This is a genomic window from Tianweitania aestuarii, assembly GCF_018457165.1.
Classification (GTDB): Bacteria; Pseudomonadota; Alphaproteobacteria; order Rhizobiales; family Rhizobiaceae; genus Tianweitania; species Tianweitania aestuarii.
The window spans coordinates 137,234-156,044 of record NZ_JAFMNX010000001.1; the positions used below are offsets into that span (position 1 = coordinate 137,234).

Below are 18,811 nucleotides of genomic sequence, written 5' to 3' on the forward strand. Positions count from 1 at the left end.
AGCAAGGCGCAAGCGGCTGGTCGGCGCGAGCCTTCAGCGCGGCTCGCCGCATGAAGGGCGCCAGCACCAAGGGCCGCCGGCCTGCTAGCAGAGCGGAGGAACTTGCCGGCTGATCCTCGCGTTCAGTTCATTCCCCGAAAACGGCCGGTCGCGGCACGAACGGGTGTCTGGTTCCGCTGGAGGATAAGCGCGTTTCATGCCGGTTTCCGTTTACGCCCTGATGCAGCAAGCCGCCCCCGCTGCCGTGCAAACAATGCAGCAGGCCGCGCCCCAAGGTGGCGCCACCGTGCCGCCGGATGCGCCCGAAACCGTGTCACAGGCGGTGAACCTCGATCCGGCCTTTATTCTCGGCAAGGTGGAAACCTGGGTGATCGGCTTTCAGCGCCTTTTGCCCAACATCGCGGTGGCGCTTGTCGTGCTGGTCGTGTTCGTGCTGGCCGGCTGGCTGGTGCGCCGCTCCTTTCGCGGCTGGGCCAAGACCCATGATCGCGACAATCTCGGCGAGGTGCTCGGCTCGTTCCTGCGCTGGATAGTGATCGCCGCCGGCACGCTGATCGCGCTCACCATCGTCATCCCCTCGCTGCGCCCGGGCGATCTCGTGGCCGGTCTCGGCATCGGTTCGGTGGCGATCGGCTTTGCCTTCAAGGACATCCTGCAGAACTGGCTGGCTGGCCTGCTGCTTCTCATCCGCCAGCCCTTCCGCCCCGGCGACCAGATCGTCGTCAAGGACTATGAAGGCACCGTGCAGCGCATCGAAACCCGCGCCACCATCATCAAGACCTATGACGGCCGCTCGGCGATCATCCCCAATGCCGACGTGTATTCCAACGCCGTGGTGGTCAACACCGCCCATGAAACCCGCCGCTCCGATTACGATGTCGGCATCGGTTACGGCGACAGCATCGACGACGCCCGCGCCGCGATCCTGAAGGCGGTCAACGGCATCGAGGGCGTGGAAGCCAATCCGGCGCCCGAAGCGCTCGTATGGGACCTTGCGGCCTCCACGGTGAACCTGCGCGTGCGCTGGTGGACCAACTCCGTGCGCACCGACGTGGTGCATGTGAAGGCGCAGGTTCTCGAAGCCATCAAGAAAGCCCTCGACGCCGCCGGCATCGACATGCCCTTCGACACGCAGGTCATGCTCGTGCACGACCAGACCGACGAGAACGACGGCATCCGCGGCAAACAGCGCGAAGGCTGGCCGAAAAAGCAGGATGCAGATGCGCCGCGCCCGGTGCGCCTGCTGCGCGAGGAAAAACAAGCGCAAGGCTGACCCCTTGGAGCCGGCGCGGCGATAGACTAGACGAGATGGCCAGCCCACCTCATCCGGTTCCCGCCATGCCCGCATCCGCTCCCGCCCCGCAGCCTGGATCGCTTTTCCAAGGGCCGCTTTTCCTGGGCATAGACACCGGCGGCACCTACACCGACGCCGTGCTCTGGACGCCATCGGGCAGCGACAAGGGCACGGTGATCGCCAAGGCCAAGTCGCTCACCACCCGCCATGATCTTAGCGAAGGCATAGCGGGCGCGGCAGGCCGGGTCTTGCAGCAAGCAGGCGTCGCACCGGGTGACGTCAAGCTCGTGTCGATGTCCACCACACTCGCCACCAACGCCCTCGTTGAAGGCCAGGGTGGCCGCGTTGCGCTCGTGATGGTCGGCTTCGGACAAGCAGATCTCGAGCGCGACGGCCTGAAGACCGCACTCGGCTCCGATCCCGTCCTCTTTCTCCCCGGCGGCCACGATGTCCACGGCAACCCCACCCCGCTCGACACGAGCGCATTGGAAGACGCACTACCGGATCTGGCCCAAACCGTTTCGGGCGTGGCCGTCTGCGCCTATTTCGCCACCCGCAATCCCGCCCACGAGTTGGCTGTGCGCGATCGCATCCGGGAACGCACCGGCCTTCCGGTCACGACGAGCCATGAATTGACCTCCAAACTCGGCGGTCCCCGTCGCGCCCTCACGACGCTGCTCAATGCTCGCCTGATCGCCATGATCGACCGCCTTGTTGCGGCAACGGAAAGCTGGCTGGATGGGCAGGGCATTCAAGCCCCGCTCATGGTGGTGCGCGGCGATGGCGCGCTGGTGTCCGCTTCCTTTGCCAGGCAGCGCCCGATCGAGACCATCCTGTCGGGCCCTGCTGCCAGCCTGGTCGGTGCCCGCCATATGACCGGCCTCGACAATGCGCTGGTGTCGGACATTGGCGGCACCACCACGGATGTCGCCGTGCTCGACAAGGGACGTCCGCGCCTCGACCCGGAGGGCGCCACCGTCGGCGGCTTCCGCACCATGGTTGAAGCGGTGGCCATGCGCACCTTCGGCCTCGGCGGTGACTCGGAAGTGGCGCTGGAAGACGGCGGTCTTCTTCCCGCCATCCGCCTCGGCCCCCGCCGGCTCGTTCCGCTCGCGCTCCTTGGCCAAGCCCATGGCAAGATGGTTCATGACGCGCTGGAACGTCAGCTCCGCACACCCAACCCCGGCCGCCTCGATGGGCGCTTTGCACTGCGCACGGGCGTCCCCGAACACCTCGCTGCCGGTCTCACCGCGCCCGAAGCCAAGCTCTACGACGCGATCACCGCCAGCCCTCAGCCGCTTGATCGCCTGCTTACCTCCACCGCGCAGGTCGCCACACTCAATCGCCTGGTCGGGCGAGGACTCATCCACATAGCCGGCTTCACCCCCTCCGATGCCGCCCATGTGCTCAAACGACAATCCAACTGGAACCGTGACGCTGCTGATCTCGGTGCGAGGCTCTTCGCCCGCCGCAAGGATGGTCGCGGTCAACCGATCGCGCCGGATGCCGAAACGATCTCAAGCCGTGTGCTGACGGCACTCACGCGCCGCTCCGCCGAAGTGATCCTTGAAACAGCCTTCGCCGAAGACGGTCTGGACGGTCCTGCCACCGTCGCGCATCCGCTCGTGCAGAACGCCCTGAACAAGCGCAGCGGCATTGCCGGCATGAGCCTTGCCGTAGATCGTCCTGTGATCGGCCTCGGCGCCTCCGCTCCGCTGCATTATGCGAGCCTTCCAGACCTGCTCAACCAGACCTGCGCCGTGCCTGAAGATACCGATGTCGCCAATGCGCTTGGTGCCGTGGTCGGGCAGGTGCGGGTCTCGGTGGAGGTTCGTGTCAGCCAGCCGAAGGAAGGCCTGTTTCGCGCCAGCCTCGGCGAACGTCAGGCAGACTATAATGCGGAAGCACCGGCCATGGCGGCGGCGGAAGACCATGCCCGAACAGCTGCCGCCGAAAAGGCGCGGGACGCCGGCGCTGACGATCCGCAGATCACGATAGAACATGCCGTTACGGCTGCGACGGTTGAAGATCAGCGCACGTTTATCGAAGCAATCATCACGGCCACAGCAACCGGCCGTCCACGGGTTGCGGTTTGAAGCTAGGATGAATTGACCGGCTTCGGCGAAGATGGTCAAAGCGCGGAAACGGAAGAAGGAGTGATGCTGATGGGTGATCGTGTGGACCTGCATGGACTGCAAGTGGATGCAGCTTTCGCCGCCTTCGTCCGTGATGAAGCGCTCCCAGGCACCGGCGTTGCCGAAGACGCGTTCTGGACGGGCTTTGCCGGCATTGTTGCGAATCTCGCGCCCAAAAACCGCACACTACTCGCCAAGCGCGATGAGCTGCAGTCAAAGATCGACCAGTGGCACCGCGACAATGGTGCGCCATCCGACATGGACGCCTACCAGGCCTTTCTGCGCGAGATCGGCTATCTCCTGCCCGAAGGTGAAGACTTCACGGTTACGACCGAAAACGTCGATCCCGAGATCGCCAGCGTCGCGGGTCCGCAGCTTGTCGTGCCAGTCATGAATGCGCGTTATGCGCTGAACGCCGCCAATGCGCGTTGGGGTTCGCTCTATGACGCGCTCTACGGCACGGATGCGATTTCCGAAGACGACGGCGCCGAGAAGGGCCGGGGCTACAACCCCAAGCGCGGCGAAAAGGTCATCAACTGGGTCCGCGATTTCCTGGATCGCGCTGCGCCGCTCGAAGCCGTGTCCTGGAATGACGCGACCAAGTTGACGATTGCCGATGGCGTGCTGACGGTTGGCACCGACATGCAGCCTGCCGGCCTCGAAGATCCCGGTCAATTCGTCGGCTATCTCGGCAAGTCCGATCACCCCGAGCGTATTCTGCTCGCGAGAAACGGTTTGCATATCGAGATCCTGGTCGACCCGACGACCGAGATCGGCGGTTCCGACAAGGCTGGCATTTCCGATGTCCATCTGGAATCTGCGCTAACCACCATCATGGACTGCGAGGATTCTGTTGCGGCAGTGGATGCCGAGGACAAGATCACGGTTTACCGCAACTGGCTCGGCCTCATGAACGGTCATCTCGCCGAAGAGGTCACCAAGGGTGGCAAGACCTTTACGCGCAAGCTCAACCCTGACGAAGACTTCATCGCGCCGGATGGCGGCACGCTAGCGGTACGCCGCCGTTCGCTGATGCTTGTGCGCAATGTCGGGCACCTCATGACCAATCCGGCCATTCTCCTGGAGGACGGCTCGGAAGTGCCGGAAGGCATCATGGATGCGGTCATGACCGCAATGATCGCGCTGCACGACATCGGTCCGGACGGCAAGCGCTGGAACTCGCCGGAAGGCTCGATCTATGTCGTGAAGCCGAAGATGCACGGGCCCGAAGAAGTGACCTTTGCGGTTGAGATCTTCGACCGCGTTGAGGACCTGCTTGGCCTCGAGCCCAACACGATCAAGATGGGCATCATGGACGAGGAGCGGCGCACCACGATCAACCTCAAGGAATGCATTCGCGCGGCCAAGGATCGCGTCGTCTTCATCAACACTGGTTTTCTCGATCGCACCGGCGACGAGATGCACACCTCGATGGAAGCCGGCCCGATGATCCGCAAGGGCGACATGAAGCAGTCCGCCTGGATCCAAGCCTATGAGAACTGGAATGTCGATGTCGGTCTGTCTTGCGGCCTCGCCGGCCATGCCCAGATCGGCAAGGGCATGTGGGCGATGCCCGACCTGATGGCCGCCATGCTGGAACAGAAGATCGGTCATCCAAAATCCGGCGCCAACACCGCCTGGGTACCGTCGCCCACGGCCGCGACGCTCCATGCTACGCATTACCACACGGTCGATGTACGCTCGGTACAGCGTGATCTGAAGACGCGCGAGCGCGCCAAACTGGAAGACATCCTGTCGGTGCCTGTCGCGACGCGCCCGAACTGGACGCCGGAAGACATCCAGAAGGAGCTCGACAACAACGCTCAAGGCATTCTCGGCTACGTCGTGCGCTGGGTGGATCAGGGCGTCGGCTGTTCCAAGGTGCCGGATATCAACGATATCGGCCTGATGGAGGACCGCGCGACCTGCCGTATTTCCTCACAGCACATGGCCAACTGGCTGCGTCACAAGGTGGTGAGCGAGGAACAGGTCACCGAAACGCTGAAGCGCATGGCCGAAGTGGTCGACCGCCAGAATGCCGGCGATCCGCTTTACCAGCCGATGGCCAAGAATTTTGACGCATCGATCGCCTTCCAGGCTGCCTGCGATCTCGTGTTCAAGGGTACTGAACAGCCGAATGGCTACACCGAGCCGGTTCTGCATCGCCGTCGGCTTGAACTGAAAGCGCAGCGGACTGCGTGACGAAAAGAACGGGAAGATCCATGACTGAACTGACACTGGCACAGGCCAACACCATCATCGAGGCCGCCCTGACCAAGGGCGCTGAGCTCAAGCTCAAGCCGCTTTCGGTCGCCGTGCTCGATGCAGGCGGCCACCTCAAGGCGTTTCAGAAGCAGGACGGTTCGTCGATGCTGCGCTTCGAGATCGCATCCGGCAAAGCCTATGGCGCGCTGGCCGTCGGCGCCGGCTCGCGCTGGCTGAACACCACGGCTGGCGAGCGTCCGCATTTCGTCCAGGCGCTGTCGGCCATGTCTGGCGGTAAAATCGTGCCCGTGCCGGGTGGCGTGCTGATCCGCAATGAGGCGGGCGCGATCCTGGGTGCCGTTGGCATTTCCGGCGACACCTCGGACAACGACGAAACCGCTGCCGCAGCGGGCATCGAAGCCGCCGGCCTTACTGCCGACAAGGGCTAACGGTCGTCCTGATGACACTGCTTGCGATCGACACCTCAGCCAACCTCTGCGCCGCCTGCGTGTGGGAGGGCGATGGTGCGCTCGCAAGCGTCACGCAGGATATCGGTACCGGCCATGCCGAGCTGCTGATGAGCATGATCCAAGACGTGCTGCGCCAAGCCGGCAAGACCTATTCGGACTTGAGCCGCATCGGTGTCGTGATCGGGCCGGGCTCCTTCACCGGTGTCCGCGTCGGTGTCTCCACCGCACGCGGTCTGGCGTTGGCGCTGAACATCCCGGCCGTTGGCGTCACGACGCTGGAAGCGCTGGCGGCGGAAGCCCTGGCGCTCCATCCCGGCCGCTCCGTCCTGGCGGTCATCGATGCCCGGCGTGAGCAGCTTTATTCCGCGCTTTATGACCAGGCAGGGGTACCCCTGGCTGAACCCGCTGTTCTTGATGCGGGTGCAACGCTCGCTCGAACAGGAGAAGGCGATTTCCTCCTGACCGGCTCCGGTGCTGCGACCATCGCCGCGCGCATGCCCGGCCACAGCATCGTCGCCGAAAGGGCGACGGCCAGCATCGAGACCTATGCTCGCCTCGCTGCCGCCAAACCGGACGGTTCGGAAAAGCCGAAGCCGCTTTATCTGCGCGGCGCGGACGCCAAGCCGCAGGCGAGCTTCATTCTGCCCGCGCGCGATTGAGCCATGAGGTTCCCCTTCATGCGCCGCGATCATGCGATCCTTGAACTGGAAGAACAGGATTGCGGCGCGATCGCTGAGTTGCATGCCGAAGGCTTCGGGCGGCCTTGGTCTACGGAAGAATTCGAGTCGCTTTTAACGCAAGACACCGTCTTCGGCTTCACCGCTCGCGAGATCGGCAACCCGCGCATCGGCCTCCTCGGTTTCGTTCTTGCTCGCCTCGCGGCAGACGAAGGCGAAATCCTGACGGTAGCCGTGGCACGCTCGCATCGCGGGCAGGGGCTTGGACGCGGTCTCATGGATGCGGTTCTTCGCAAGCTGCATGGCGAACGTGCGGAAGAGCTCTTCCTCGAAGTCGACGAAACCAACGCCGCCGCCATCGCCCTTTACAAGCGCCTCGGCTTCAACGAGGTGGCGCGGCGTCCCGGCTACTACGAGCATGAAGGGCGTCATCGCAGCGACGCCATCGTGATGCGCCGCGAACTTCGGCGAGCAAAACCCGCTTGAGCGCCAAACTCCGTTTCATCTGGACGATCACAGTTGTGTTCCTTCTGACGCTCGTTCTCGCGCCTTATCAGGCCTTCGCGCACTGGACCGGCTGGGTCGAACAAACCGCTGCACCCCGCCTCTGGTATCGCATCGCCGCTCGTATCCTGCGCTTGCGCATTCTCAGCTTCGGCAAAGTGGAAACCGGTCGTCCCCTGCTGATCGCCGCCAACCACATTTCTTGGACCGACGTGATCGTGCTGGGCTCCGTGTTCAAGGGCTCCTTCATCGCCAAGGGCGAGGTCGGTGGATGGCCGGTGGTGGGTGCGCTGGCAAGGCTGCAGAGCACGATCCTCGTTGACCGGCAGAACAAGCGCTCTTCCGGCACTCAGGTTAGCGAATTGGCCAGCAGCCTCGCCAATGGCCGCGCCACGCTGCTGTTTGCCGAAGGCACCACGTCGGACGGCACAAGCCTGCTCCCGTTCAAGACTACCCTGTTCGGCGCAGCGCGGTCGGCGATCGCGGAAGCGGGTGCCGCCGAAGTCCTGATCCAGCCCGTCGCGATCGCCTACACACGCCTTGGCGGCTTGCCGATGGGGCGCCGTTTACGCGCGCTTGTGGCCTGGACCGGCGATGAAGATCTTCTGCCGCACCTCAAGCGCCTCCTAAGCCTTCCGCCGGTCACCGTTGAAGTGCATTGGGGCGAGCCGGTAGTCTTTACCGCCTCCACCGACCGCAAGCAGGCGAGCCGTGACGTCGAAGCGCGGGTGCGGGCCATGTTTGCCGCTGCCCTTGCCGCGCCCGCGCCATCATCGCGTGGTTGAGACGGCGGCTGAAACCCTCTAAAAGCGCGCTCATGAACCAGATCTCCCCGATCGCCACCGCCCCGATCACTGCCCTTGATGCAGAGCCGCTCACGACGCCGAAGAAGGTGTTTGTGAAAACCTATGGCTGCCAGATGAACGTCTATGACTCCCAGCGCATGAGCGATGCGCTGGCGGCGGACGGCTATGTCGGCACCGATGTCGTTGAAGACGCCGACCTGGTGCTTCTCAACACTTGCCATATCCGCGAACGCGCTGCCGAAAAGGTTTATTCCGAGCTCGGCCGTATCCGGGACCTGAAGGCGGAGCGTCGGGCACAAGGCCGCGACATGGTGATCGGCGTTGCCGGATGTGTCGCCCAGGCCGAAGGCCAGGAGATCATCCGCCGCGCACCGGCCGTCGATCTCGTGATCGGCCCGCAAACCTATCACCGCCTGCCCGAAGCGCTGAAGCGCGTGCGCAACGGCGGAAAGGTCGTCGAAACCGACTATGCGGTGGAAGACAAGTTCGAGCATCTGCCCGCACCTGAGCGCAAGATTGTGCAGGCGCGTGGCGTAGCTGCTTTTCTCACCGTTCAGGAGGGGTGCGACAAGTTCTGCACCTTCTGCGTGGTGCCATACACCCGCGGCTCCGAAACCTCGCGCTCGGTGGCTCAGATCGTGGCGGAAGCCGAGCAGCTGGCGCAGGCCGGCGTGCGCGAGCTGACCTTGCTCGGCCAGAACGTGAACGGCTGGCACGGCGAAGGACCGGACGGACGCGACTGGGGGCTCGGCCAGCTGCTGTTCCGTTTGGCCGAAGTTCCCGGCATTGCCCGTTTGCGCTACACGACCAGCCATCCGCGCGACATGGATGACGCACTGATCGCCGCCCATCGCGATCTGCCGCAGCTCATGCCTTATCTGCATCTGCCGGTGCAGTCGGGTTCCGACCGGATCCTCAAGGCCATGAACCGCCGCCACACGGCTGACGACTATCTCCGCCTGATGGACCGCATCAAGCAGGCCCGTCCTGACATCGCCTTGTCGGGAGACTTCATCGTCGGCTTCCCAGGTGAAACGGAAGAAGACTTCGCCGATACGCTCAAGCTGGTGCGCGAAGTTGGTTATGCGCTGGCGTTTTCCTTCAAATACTCGCCGCGCCCAGGCACACCCGGCGCGTCGATGAAGGATCATGTGGATGAAGCGGTCAAGACTGAGCGCTTGTCGCGCCTTCAGGCCGCACTCAACGAAGAGCAGGCGAAGTTCGTCAACAGCCTTGTTGGCAAGACGATTTCCGTGCTGATCGAGAAGCCGGGCCGCCAGGCCGGACAGATCGTCGGCCGCTCGCCATGGCTTCAGCCCACAATTGTTGATGAAAGTGCGGGCCGAATCGGCGACATTATCGATGTTCGGGTAACGGGCACGGGCTACAACAGCCTGTTCGCCGACCCTATCTAAGCTTCAGGCGCGTTGGCATCGAAGTCACGGCCTTGAACAAGGAGACGCGGTTGACCGCAAAGGCAGACGTCACGACGAGCCCGGCTGGCGCTTCCGATAAGGCGCATCTCGTACTCACTTTCGACAACAACCGTTTTGCGAGCGCGCTTTACGGTCAGTTCGACGAAAACCTGGCGCGCATCGAGCAGAAGCTCGGCGTGGATCTGCGCTCGAAGGGCAATCAGGTTTCGATCCAGGGCGAACCGACGGCTGCCGAACAAGCTCGCCGCACGCTCGATCATCTTTATGACATGCTGCAAAAGGGCGCACATGTCGGCCAGTCCGATGTCGATGGCGCGATCCGCATGGCGGTTGCAGCCGACGATCAGCTGAGCCTGCCGACGCTTGAAAAGAAAGGCCGCATGTCCGCCGCGCAGATTTCTACCCGCAAGCGCACGATCTATGCCCGTTCCGCCAACCAGGACGCCTATATGCGCGCGCTGGAACGCTCGGAGCTGGTTTTCGGCATCGGCCCGGCCGGTACCGGCAAGACCTACCTTGCCGTAGCCCATGCCGCGATGCTGTTGGAGCGCGGGCTGGTGGAGCGCATCATCCTGTCGCGTCCGGCCGTTGAAGCGGGCGAGCGCCTCGGCTTCCTGCCCGGCGACATGAAGGAAAAGGTCGATCCTTACTTGCGCCCGCTTTACGACGCGCTTTACGACATGATGCCGGCCGACAAGGTCGAGCGCGCGATTGCTGCGGAGGTGATCGAGATCGCGCCTCTGGCCTTCATGCGCGGCCGCACGCTGGCGCATTCCGCCGTGATCCTGGATGAAGCCCAGAACACGACGCAGATGCAGATGAAGATGTTTCTGACGCGTTTGGGCGAAAACAGCCGCATGATCGTCACCGGCGATCCCAGCCAGATCGACCTTCCGCCGCACACCAAGTCTGGCCTGGTTGAAGCGCTGCGTGTTCTCGACAACGTGCCCAACATCGTCAAGGTCCGCTTCGAGGACAAGGACGTCGTGCGTCACCCGCTGGTGGCCGAGATCGTGCGCGCCTATGACCGCGCCGGCAGCGGCGGTCCTGCGGTTTGAGCAAGCCTGAGATTGCGGTCGGCCTTGAGATCGAGGCAGGCGACTGGGGCGACGAAACCGCTCTCCAGGCGCTGACGGATCGCGCCATCGCAGCCACCTTCGAGCGGTTGGACGTGACGGAGGGGACTAGCGAGCTTTCGATTCTGTTGACCGATGATGCTTCCATTCAGGAGCTGAACCGGGAATGGCGGGCCAAGGATAAGCCGACCAACGTCCTGTCTTTCCCAGCTTTTCCGGTGGAGCCTGGTGATCCCCTGCCGCCCATGCTGGGCGATATCGTGATCGCGCGGGAAACGGTGGTTCGTGAAGCGGAAGAGGAAAACAAGCCGTTCGACCACCATCTGACGCATCTCACCGTTCATGGCCTTTTGCATCTTCTTGGCTTCGACCATGAAACCGAGGAAGAAGCGGAGGAAATGGAAGGTTTGGAACGAGAAATACTGAGAAGTCTTGCCATTCCCGATCCCTACCGATAGGGAAATAACCCCGCGATCAACACGGACCGGCTGAAGCCGGAGGATGATGAACGATAAAGAGAGTGTCGCTGCAGGCCACGAGCCGTCCAGCGAGTTGCCCGATCAAAAGGAAGACGGGCCGAGTAGTCACACCGAGACGCAAAGTCTCCGGCTACCATTGTTCGACCGCATGGTCGGTTTCTTCAGACCGAAGAACGGCAGCGCTACGCTGCGCGAAAACCTCGCCGATGCGCTGGCGGACGCAAGTCCCGATGAAGCGGAGGCTGCCTTCACGCCGGTTGAGCGCGCGATGCTCAATAACGTGCTGGGTTTGCGCGAAGTCCGCGTTGAGGATGTGATGATCCCGCGTGCCGATATCGACGGTGTCGATATTTCGATCACGCTCGGCGATCTCTTACGCGCCTTCCAGGAAAGCGGCCATTCCCGTATGCCGGTTTATTCGGAGTCTCTGGATGACCCGCGCGGCATGGTCCACATCCGCGATGTGCTCAACCATATCACGCGCTCCGCTCAGGCAACGACTGTCGAGCCTGGCGCTCCAACGCCGTCCAAAACGGTGGAAGCCTCGCACCTCGGCAATGTCGATCTGAACCGGACGATCGGTGATCTCGAACTGATCCGCACCGTGCTGTTCGTCCCGCCTTCGATGCAGGCGTCCGAATTGATGGCGCGCATGCAGGCGTCTCACACGCAGATGGCGCTCGTGATCGACGAATATGGCGGTACGGACGGTCTCGTCTCACTCGAAGACATCGTCGAGATGATCGTCGGCGACATCGAGGACGAGCATGACGACGAGGAAAAAACCGTCACGCAAACCGATGAGGGCATTTTCGTCGTCAATGCGCGCGCCGACATCGAGGATGTCGCGGAAGCCATCCCAGGTTTCGAAGCCGGCGAGTTCGGCGAAGACGTCGATACGCTGAGCGGCTTGATCTTCTCCGCTCTCGGCCGAGTTCCGCTACGCGGCGAGGTCATTCGCGTCATGCCTGGCTTCGAAATGCATATTCTCGAAGCCGATCCGCGCCGCGTCCGCAAGGTTCGCCTGGTGCGAGACGAAAAGCCTGTCGATGGCGCCAGCCATGAGGGGATGTCGGGCTCTGCCTGACCTCGCTTCCCGGAGCAGGCTTCACTGCTCCGGCTTTTGCCATTCCATGATGTGGAAAAATGGCACGCGGCTTTGGCGGCTGACCCTTGCCGGATCACCGCCGCCATGCGGCGCCGGCTCGTCGAAATGCCGAAGCTGCAGGCCGTTTTCGAGCAAACACTGCATGTAGGTCATCATTGGCCGGTGCCAGTTGCGGATACGGATATCCTGCCATTCAAGCCACACCGCCCGCTCTTCCAGATAGTTCTCGAGCGCGAAACGTTCCTGTCCTTCGCTGTCCCGGATCCAGGCCTTCGCGCCGGCGGCGGTGGCGAAGCTGTTCAGGTTGGCGATCAAAAGCGTTCCGCCCGGCTTCAAGCATGCTGTCATGCGCTGCAGGGCAAGACCTAGATCGTCTATGTCGATCAGGGAAAGATAGCTCACGACGAGATCAAAGCTTTCAGGATCGAGGTCCAGCGTCTCGGCCGCACCCAGCCTGTAATCGCCATCGGGATCCAGTTCGCGTGCGCGATCGATTAGAGCTTCGGTCGGGTCGATGCCAATGGTCTGCAAACCCAGATCGCGCATGATCCGGCAGAACCGGCCTTCACCGCATCCCACGTCCAAGGCTGTTCGGAATGGCTGTCTTCGTACGCGTTCGATCATCGGCGCATCCAGAACATAGCGCCGACCGAAATCGCCTTCGCTGCCTTGTGCGGCGATCCATCCGTTAGCCGAATGATCCCAGCCGTTTGATGATGGCGCGGTCATTGCTTGCCTCCGATCCTCGTTTTCCAAGCGGGCTTCAATAATCGGATTGCGCGCAATGTATACCGGTTTGGCGCGTTGGGCAGCGCCTGATACAGCTTGTGCGATGATTCTCTAGCATCGGACGCGCTTATGGACCGCCTTGGGAGCCGGATCGTCTTGGCCTGGGGCTGGCGTCGCGCCGCGCTGGCTTTTTTGGCCGGAGCGCTGCTCGTTCTGGCGCAAGCGCCCTACGACTTCTTCGCCGTAGGCTTTGTGTCATTCCCGATCCTCATTTGGCTGCTCGATGGCGCGACAAGCGAAGCCGGCAGCGGCCGTTTGGCGCAACTGCGTCTGTCTTTTGGCGTCGGCTGGTGGTTCGGCTTTGGGTATTTCGTTGCCGGTCTTTGGTGGATCGGCAATGCGCTTCTGGTGGAAGCCGACAGTTTCGCCTGGGCGCTGCCGCTGGCCGTGGTGGCGTTGCCTGCGGTGCTCGCGATCTACTACGGTCTGGCCGCCGTTCTGGCCCGGCTGTTCTGGAGCGAATCCATCGGCCGCATCGCGATGCTGGCCTTTGCCTTCGCTTTGGCCGAATGGCTGCGCGGTCATCTGTTCACCGGCTTTCCCTGGAACGCGATCGGCTATGCGGCCATGCCCGTGCCGACCCTCATGCAGTCGTCCGTGTTGATGTCGATTGTGGGCATGAACGCGCTTACCGTGTTCGTCTTCGCCATGCCGGCGCTTGTTCTCTCGCGCCGCGGCCGCCGGCTCGGTTTCGCTTTGGCCGCCATCCTGATCGCCGCCCATGTCGGGTTTGGTTTGTTCCGGCTTTCTCAGGCCGATCTCGGATCGAACACGCTTCCCGTCCGCCTCGTGCAGCCGTCGATCCTGCAAAACGAGAAATGGGATCGCGAAGCGCGCGACCGCATCTTCGGCACTTATCTGGAAATGTCGGCTGCAGCGCCGGCCGAAGGCAAGGCGCCGCCATCGGTCATCATCTGGCCGGAAACCGCCGTGCCCTTCATCTTGAACGATCGCCCGGACGCCTTGTCGACGCTCGGCGATCTTCTGGCCGACGGTCAGACGCTGCTTGCCGGCGCGGTGCGTTCGGAAGCCTCGCCCGGTGGTGCCACGCGCTACTACAATTCCATGCTGTCGATTGATGATGCTGGGCAGATCGTGGATGCGATCGACAAGGTGCATCTCGTACCGTTTGGCGAGTACCTCCCGTTTTCCGGCCTCCTGCATCGCTTCGGCATCAGCAAGATCGTGGTTTTACCGGAGGATTTCTCGTCCGCACAAAGTCGTCCCGGCATCAAACTGCCCGGTGGCTTAAGCGCCGTTGCCTTTATCTGCTATGAGATCATCTTCGACGAGGTCGTGCGCAAGGATGCCGCCGGCAAGGATATCCTGATCAACCTGACCAACGATGCCTGGTTCGGCGACACCCCTGGACCGCGCCAGCATTTCCGTCAAGCGCAGTTGCGGGCGGTGGAAACCGGTTTGCCGCTCGTTCGTGCTGCAAACAGCGGAATATCGGGTGTCGTGGACGGTTTTGGCCGTATTGTTGATGCTTATGCCATAAATGGCGTCGGCACACTTGACGTAGCGGTGCCTACAGGCAAAGGCACGATCCTTCGCTTGTGGGATCCTGTTTGGGCGGGGTGGATCGTGCTTGCCATGCTCGCCGCCGGCGGCATCTCAGGGAACTTCAGAGCGCGATCGCGTCATTGACTTGGTTATATTAGCAAATGATATTGCAACCGCTTCGCCGAATTTTGGTGACCACAGATTGTTCTGGCTATGTCAGGATGATCCTTGCGGCGGGGCAGTGAGGGGACGATGACGGAAAACAAGAAGCGGCCGAATCCGATCGACGTGCATGTCGGATCGCGCGTGCGACTGCGGCGCAACATGATCGGCATGAGCCAGGAGAAGCTTGGGGAGCGTCTTGGCATCACCTTTCAGCAGATTCAGAAATACGAAAAAGGCACGAACCGTGTCGGTGCCAGCCGTTTGCAGGCAATTTCCGCGATCCTGAACGTACCGGTCGAGTTCTTTTTCCAGGACGCCCCTCGCGAAGACGGTGAGCAGCCATCCGGGTTCAGTGAAGACGCCGCTCAGCCGCTGGTGCCCGACTTCATGAGTTCAACCGAAACCATGCAACTCACCCGCGCTTTCATGAAGATTTCGGACCCCAAGGTACGCCGCAAGATCGTCGACCTCATCAAGACCCTGGCCGACACCAGCGAGTGAAGCTGGAACAGCTGTTAGGCCAGCTCTTCCTCTTCAAATGAGCACGTCTTGACGCCAGACCTGACCCTTCGGTAACACTCGCGCGCGACCCGGCTCGTGGCCGGGCGATCTTTCCAGAGGGGACTACCCGTGGCACGCCAGAACTACCTTTTCACCAGCGAATCCGTATCCGAAGGTCATCCCGACAAGGTTTGTGACCGCATCTCTGACGAGATTGTCGATCTCGTTTATCGCGAGGCCAAAAAGGCCGGCATGAACCCGTGGGACGTGCGGGTCGCCTGCGAAACGCTTGCCACCACCAATCGGGTCGTGATCGCCGGTGAAGTGCGCGTGCCCCCAACGCTGTTGAAAAAGGACAAGGACGGCGAACCTCTGCGTGACGCCAAGGGCTTGGCGCTGGTCAATCCTTCCAAGTTCAAGTCCGTCGCTCGCAAGGCGATCCGCGAGATCGGCTATACGCAGGACGGCTTCAACTGGAAAACCGCAAAGATCGACGTGCTGCTGCATGCGCAGTCGGCGGATATCGCCCAGGGTGTCGACAAGGCCTCTGATGCCAACGCCGAGGGCGCGGGAGACCAGGGCATCATGTTCGGCTACGCCTGCTCCGAAACACCGGATCTGATGCCGGCGCCGATTTATTACAGCCACAAGATCCTGGAACTGCTGGCCGCCGCCCGCCACGCGGGTGAAGGTGATGTCGGCAAGCTCGGCCCCGACGCCAAGAGCCAGGTCACCGTGCGTTACCAGGATGGCAAGCCGAGCGAAGCCATTTCAATAGTGCTTTCCACTCAGCATCTGGATGAAAGCTGGGGCTCCAAGAAGGTCCGCAGCGTCGTGGAGCCTTTTGTCCGCGAAGCCCTGTCCGACCTGAAGATCGCGGAAGATTGCCGCTGGTATATCAACCCGACCGGCAAGTTCGTGATCGGCGGCCCTGATGGCGATGCCGGCCTGACCGGCCGCAAGATCATCGTCGACACCTATGGCGGCGCGGCACCCCATGGCGGTGGTGCGTTTTCCGGCAAGGATACCACCAAGGTCGACCGCTCCGCAGCATATGCCGCGCGCTATCTCGCCAAGAATGTGGTGGCCGCAAAGCTCGCCGAGCGTTGCACCATTCAGCTGTCCTACGCCATTGGCGTTGCCCAGCCGCTGTCTGTTTATGTCGATCTTCACGGCACCGGCAAGGTCGATGAAGCCAAGCTCGAAGAAGCGTTGCGCGAGGTCATGGATCTGTCGCCATCGGGCATTCGCCGCCATCTCGATCTTAACAAGCCGATCTATGCCAAGACCGCCGCATACGGCCACTTCGGTCGCAAGGCCGGGCGCGACGGATCGTTTTCCTGGGAGAAGACCGATCTGGTGAAAGCGCTCAAGCAGATCATGGCGGCTTGATCCTCGGTATGACTGCTGAAGACAACGAAGGCGACACGCAGGTCCGCCGCAGCCGTGCCACCGAGGCCTTTTACGGTCGGCGGCACGGAAGGCCTGTACGCACGCAGGCGGCGGAGGCGGTCGCAAATCTGCTGCCGCGTCTCAAGCTCGATCTGACGAAGCCTGCGCCGTCCGACCTCACGACGCTCTTCCCCGTACCCGTTGAACGCGTGCGGCTTGAAATCGGCTTTGGCGGCGGCGAGCATGTGATCAGCGAAGCCGGCCGTGAGCCGCAAAATGGCTTTATCGGGGTCGAGCCCTTCATCAACGGCATGTCGCGCTGCATGCAGACGCTGGAAACCGAGCCGCGTCCCAATCTGCGCGTCTACGATGACGATGCCACGCAGCTGCTGGACTGGCTTCCGGCATCGAGCATTGCTGAGATCGACCTGCTTTATGCCGATCCCTGGCCGAAAAAGAAGCATTGGAAGCGGCGCTTCATTAGTCCGGTCAATCTCGACCGCTTTGCGCGTGTTCTGCAAAGCGGTGGGACCTTCCGCTTCGCGTCCGACATCGAGCATTACGTGAACTGGACGCTGCTCCACATTCGCGCGCATCCCGATTTCGAATGGATTGCCGAGCGGGCCGATGATTGGCGTCAGCCTTACCCCGGTTGGCAATCGACCCGCTATGAAGCCAAGGCTTTGCGTGAGAGGCGCACCCCAGCCTATCTGACCTTCCGGCGCTTCTAGCTGCCGCTGCGAAAGCTGTGACCCGTTGACAATGTGTCGCGGTCACAGCTTAAGCTTCGGCGACAGAAGAATTCGCACATCTGGGGAGGATCCTATGCGTCACTTCATCGCCACAGCTCTGGCTGCCGGCAGCCTGCTCGTTGCCTCGCAGGCACTTGCTGCCGATTACAAGATCATGGCGCCCGCCGCTCCAGGCGGCGGTTGGGACCAAACGGCCCGCACGATGCAGGCCGCTCTGCAGGACGAGGAAATCTCGCCGAGCGTGCAGGTCATCAACGTTCCGGGTGCCGGCGGCACGATCGGTTTGGCTCAGTTCGTCAACCAGTCGAATGGCGATCCTGACGCGCTGATCGTCGGTGGCTACGTCATGGTCGGCGCAATCCTGACCAACGGCTCGCCTGTCACGCTCGACCAGGTCACGCCGATTGCGCGTTTGACCGGTGAATACGAAGCGATCGTCGTGCCGGCGAGCTCGGATATCCAGGACATGGCTGGCCTCGTTGCCAAGCTGAAGGAAAATCCAGGCGGCGTGTCCTGGGGCGGCGGTTCGGCCGGTGGTACCGATCACATCACGGCTGGCCTCGTTGCCAAGGCCGTCGGCGTTGATCCGACCAAGGTGAACTATATCGCGTTCTCCGGTGGTGGCGAAGCGCTTGCCGCTATTCTCGGTGGCCAGGTCACCGTCGGCATTTCCGGCTATAGCGAGTTTTCCGCGCAGATCGCGGCTGGCCAGCTGCGCCTGCTCGGCATTTCTTCGGACGAAAAGATTGAGGGCATCGAAGGTCCGACCTTCAAGGAAGGTGGCGTCGATGTCGCCATCCAGAACTGGCGCATGGTTGCGGCCGCTCCCGGCATCAGCGACGAGCAGAAGGCTGCCATTTCAGCAGACATCGAGAAGATGGTGAAGTCGGAAAGCTGGAAGAAGGCCGTTGCCGACAAGGGCTGGGCTGACACCTATCTGGCTGGCGATGCGTTCGCCGAGCAGCTGAAGGAAGATACCGCATCGACCGAGACCATCCTGAAGGACATCGGTCTCGTCAAATGAGCGTCCTTGACGATAATCCAACTCGTGAACGCCGCCCTGATTGGGCGGCGTTTGCCATTGCGATCGTGCTGGGTATTGCTTCGGCGGCTATCGCCTGGAGCACCTATAATGCCGGTGGTATAGCGACCACGCAGCCGGTGGGCCCGAAGACGGTGCCTTACATCGTAGCTGCCTGTTTGTTCGGTCTTGCCATCTGGACGGCCGTGGAAGCCTTGCGCGGCGATTTTCCGGAGCGTGAAGAGCAGCAGACGGCACCGATCATCTGGGTTGTCGGCGGTCTCATCGTGCAGATGCTGACCATCAAGACGATCGGCTTTTCCCTGGCCACTGCGCTGATGTTCACTGCAACCGCTTACGCCTTCAACGAACGGCGCGTTTGGCTGACGCTGCCCTTCGGTCTTGTTTTCTGCTTCCTCGTATGGCTTGCCTTTGCGCGCGGTTTACAACTGTCGCTGCCGGCTGGTCCGCTCGAGCGATTGTTCTGAGGCTGAC

The 18,811-nt window shown here is 62.2% G+C and carries 18 protein-coding genes; 17 read left to right on the forward strand and 1 reads right to left on the reverse strand.

Annotated features, from left to right (window positions below; all coding sequences use genetic code 11):
• Positions 1–196 precede the first annotated feature (196 nt).
• The 11 genes from JYU29_RS00690 (at position 197) to JYU29_RS00740 (ending at position 12,169) form a co-directional block, all read left to right on the forward strand.
• Positions 197–1,273 (forward strand): mechanosensitive ion channel family protein, encoded by a 1,077-nt coding sequence (locus JYU29_RS00690; RefSeq protein WP_213982874.1) that lies wholly within the window; start codon positions 197–199, stop codon positions 1,271–1,273.
• Positions 1,274–1,338: 65 nt separating this feature from the next.
• On the forward strand, positions 1,339–3,390 hold the full coding sequence (locus tag JYU29_RS00695; RefSeq protein ID WP_213982875.1) for a hydantoinase/oxoprolinase N-terminal domain-containing protein: 2,052 nt from the start codon (positions 1,339–1,341) through the stop codon (positions 3,388–3,390).
• Positions 3,391–3,459: 69 nt separating this feature from the next.
• A complete protein-coding gene (locus JYU29_RS00700; RefSeq protein WP_213982876.1) occupies positions 3,460–5,631 on the forward strand; it encodes a malate synthase G in 2,172 nt (723 codons plus the stop codon).
• A gap of 20 nt (positions 5,632–5,651) precedes the next feature.
• Positions 5,652–6,083 (forward strand): GlcG/HbpS family heme-binding protein, encoded by a 432-nt coding sequence (locus JYU29_RS00705; protein ID WP_213982877.1) that lies wholly within the window; start codon positions 5,652–5,654, stop codon positions 6,081–6,083.
• 11 nt (positions 6,084–6,094) lie between these two features.
• The gene (gene tsaB / locus JYU29_RS00710) at positions 6,095–6,763 is read left to right on the forward strand and encodes a tRNA (adenosine(37)-N6)-threonylcarbamoyltransferase complex dimerization subunit type 1 TsaB (RefSeq protein ID WP_213982878.1); all 669 of its coding nucleotides are present in this window, start codon (positions 6,095–6,097) and stop codon (positions 6,761–6,763) included.
• A gap of 3 nt (positions 6,764–6,766) precedes the next feature.
• On the forward strand, positions 6,767–7,267 hold the full coding sequence (gene rimI, locus JYU29_RS00715) for a ribosomal protein S18-alanine N-acetyltransferase (protein WP_213982879.1): 501 nt from the start codon (positions 6,767–6,769) through the stop codon (positions 7,265–7,267).
• Complete coding sequence (gene olsA, locus JYU29_RS00720) at positions 7,264–8,070, forward strand: lyso-ornithine lipid O-acyltransferase (RefSeq protein WP_213982880.1); 807 nt, start codon at positions 7,264–7,266, stop codon at positions 8,068–8,070. The genes rimI and olsA overlap by 4 nt, the downstream gene beginning before the upstream one ends.
• A 32-nt stretch (positions 8,071–8,102) precedes the next feature.
• Positions 8,103–9,506 carry a tRNA (N6-isopentenyl adenosine(37)-C2)-methylthiotransferase MiaB gene (gene miaB / locus JYU29_RS00725; protein ID WP_213982881.1) on the forward strand — a complete coding sequence of 468 codons (1,404 nt, stop codon included), beginning with the start codon at positions 8,103–8,105 and terminating at the stop codon, positions 9,504–9,506.
• A 50-nt stretch (positions 9,507–9,556) separates the two neighbouring features.
• A complete protein-coding gene (locus JYU29_RS00730) occupies positions 9,557–10,585 on the forward strand; it encodes a PhoH family protein (RefSeq protein ID WP_213982882.1) in 1,029 nt (342 codons plus the stop codon).
• A complete protein-coding gene (ybeY, locus tag JYU29_RS00735; RefSeq protein ID WP_213982883.1) occupies positions 10,582–11,061 on the forward strand; it encodes an rRNA maturation RNase YbeY in 480 nt (159 codons plus the stop codon). The genes JYU29_RS00730 and ybeY overlap by 4 nt, the downstream gene beginning before the upstream one ends.
• A 46-nt stretch (positions 11,062–11,107) precedes the next feature.
• Complete coding sequence (locus JYU29_RS00740; protein WP_213984178.1) at positions 11,108–12,169, forward strand: transporter associated domain-containing protein; 1,062 nt, start codon at positions 11,108–11,110, stop codon at positions 12,167–12,169.
• Positions 12,170–12,190: 21 nt separating this feature from the next.
• On the opposite strand, the gene JYU29_RS00745 is transcribed toward JYU29_RS00740, so the two are convergent.
• Positions 12,191–12,919, reverse strand: coding sequence for a class I SAM-dependent methyltransferase (locus JYU29_RS00745; protein WP_213982884.1), 729 nt, complete (start codon positions 12,917–12,919; stop codon positions 12,191–12,193).
• Positions 12,920–13,048: 129 nt separating this feature from the next.
• On the opposite strand from JYU29_RS00745, the gene lnt reads away from it, so the two are divergent.
• The 6 genes from lnt (at position 13,049) to JYU29_RS00775 (ending at position 18,804) form a co-directional block, all read left to right on the forward strand.
• A complete protein-coding gene (gene lnt, locus JYU29_RS00750; RefSeq protein ID WP_213982885.1) occupies positions 13,049–14,629 on the forward strand; it encodes an apolipoprotein N-acyltransferase in 1,581 nt (526 codons plus the stop codon).
• 108 nt (positions 14,630–14,737) lie between these two features.
• A complete protein-coding gene (locus JYU29_RS00755; RefSeq protein WP_213982886.1) occupies positions 14,738–15,151 on the forward strand; it encodes a helix-turn-helix domain-containing protein in 414 nt (137 codons plus the stop codon).
• Positions 15,152–15,280: 129 nt separating this feature from the next.
• A complete protein-coding gene (metK, locus tag JYU29_RS00760; RefSeq protein ID WP_213982887.1) occupies positions 15,281–16,543 on the forward strand; it encodes a methionine adenosyltransferase in 1,263 nt (420 codons plus the stop codon).
• Positions 16,544–16,551: 8 nt separating this feature from the next.
• The gene (gene trmB / locus JYU29_RS00765) at positions 16,552–17,274 is read left to right on the forward strand and encodes a tRNA (guanine(46)-N(7))-methyltransferase TrmB (protein ID WP_213982888.1); all 723 of its coding nucleotides are present in this window, start codon (positions 16,552–16,554) and stop codon (positions 17,272–17,274) included.
• Between the two features lie 94 nt (positions 17,275–17,368).
• Entirely contained in the window at positions 17,369–18,319 is a 951-nt protein-coding gene (locus JYU29_RS00770; RefSeq protein ID WP_213982889.1) for a Bug family tripartite tricarboxylate transporter substrate binding protein, read from the forward strand.
• Positions 18,316–18,804 (forward strand): tripartite tricarboxylate transporter TctB family protein, encoded by a 489-nt coding sequence (locus tag JYU29_RS00775; RefSeq protein ID WP_213982890.1) that lies wholly within the window; start codon positions 18,316–18,318, stop codon positions 18,802–18,804. Before JYU29_RS00770 ends, JYU29_RS00775 begins: the two co-directional genes overlap by 4 nt.
• Positions 18,805–18,811: the final 7 nt, after the last annotated feature.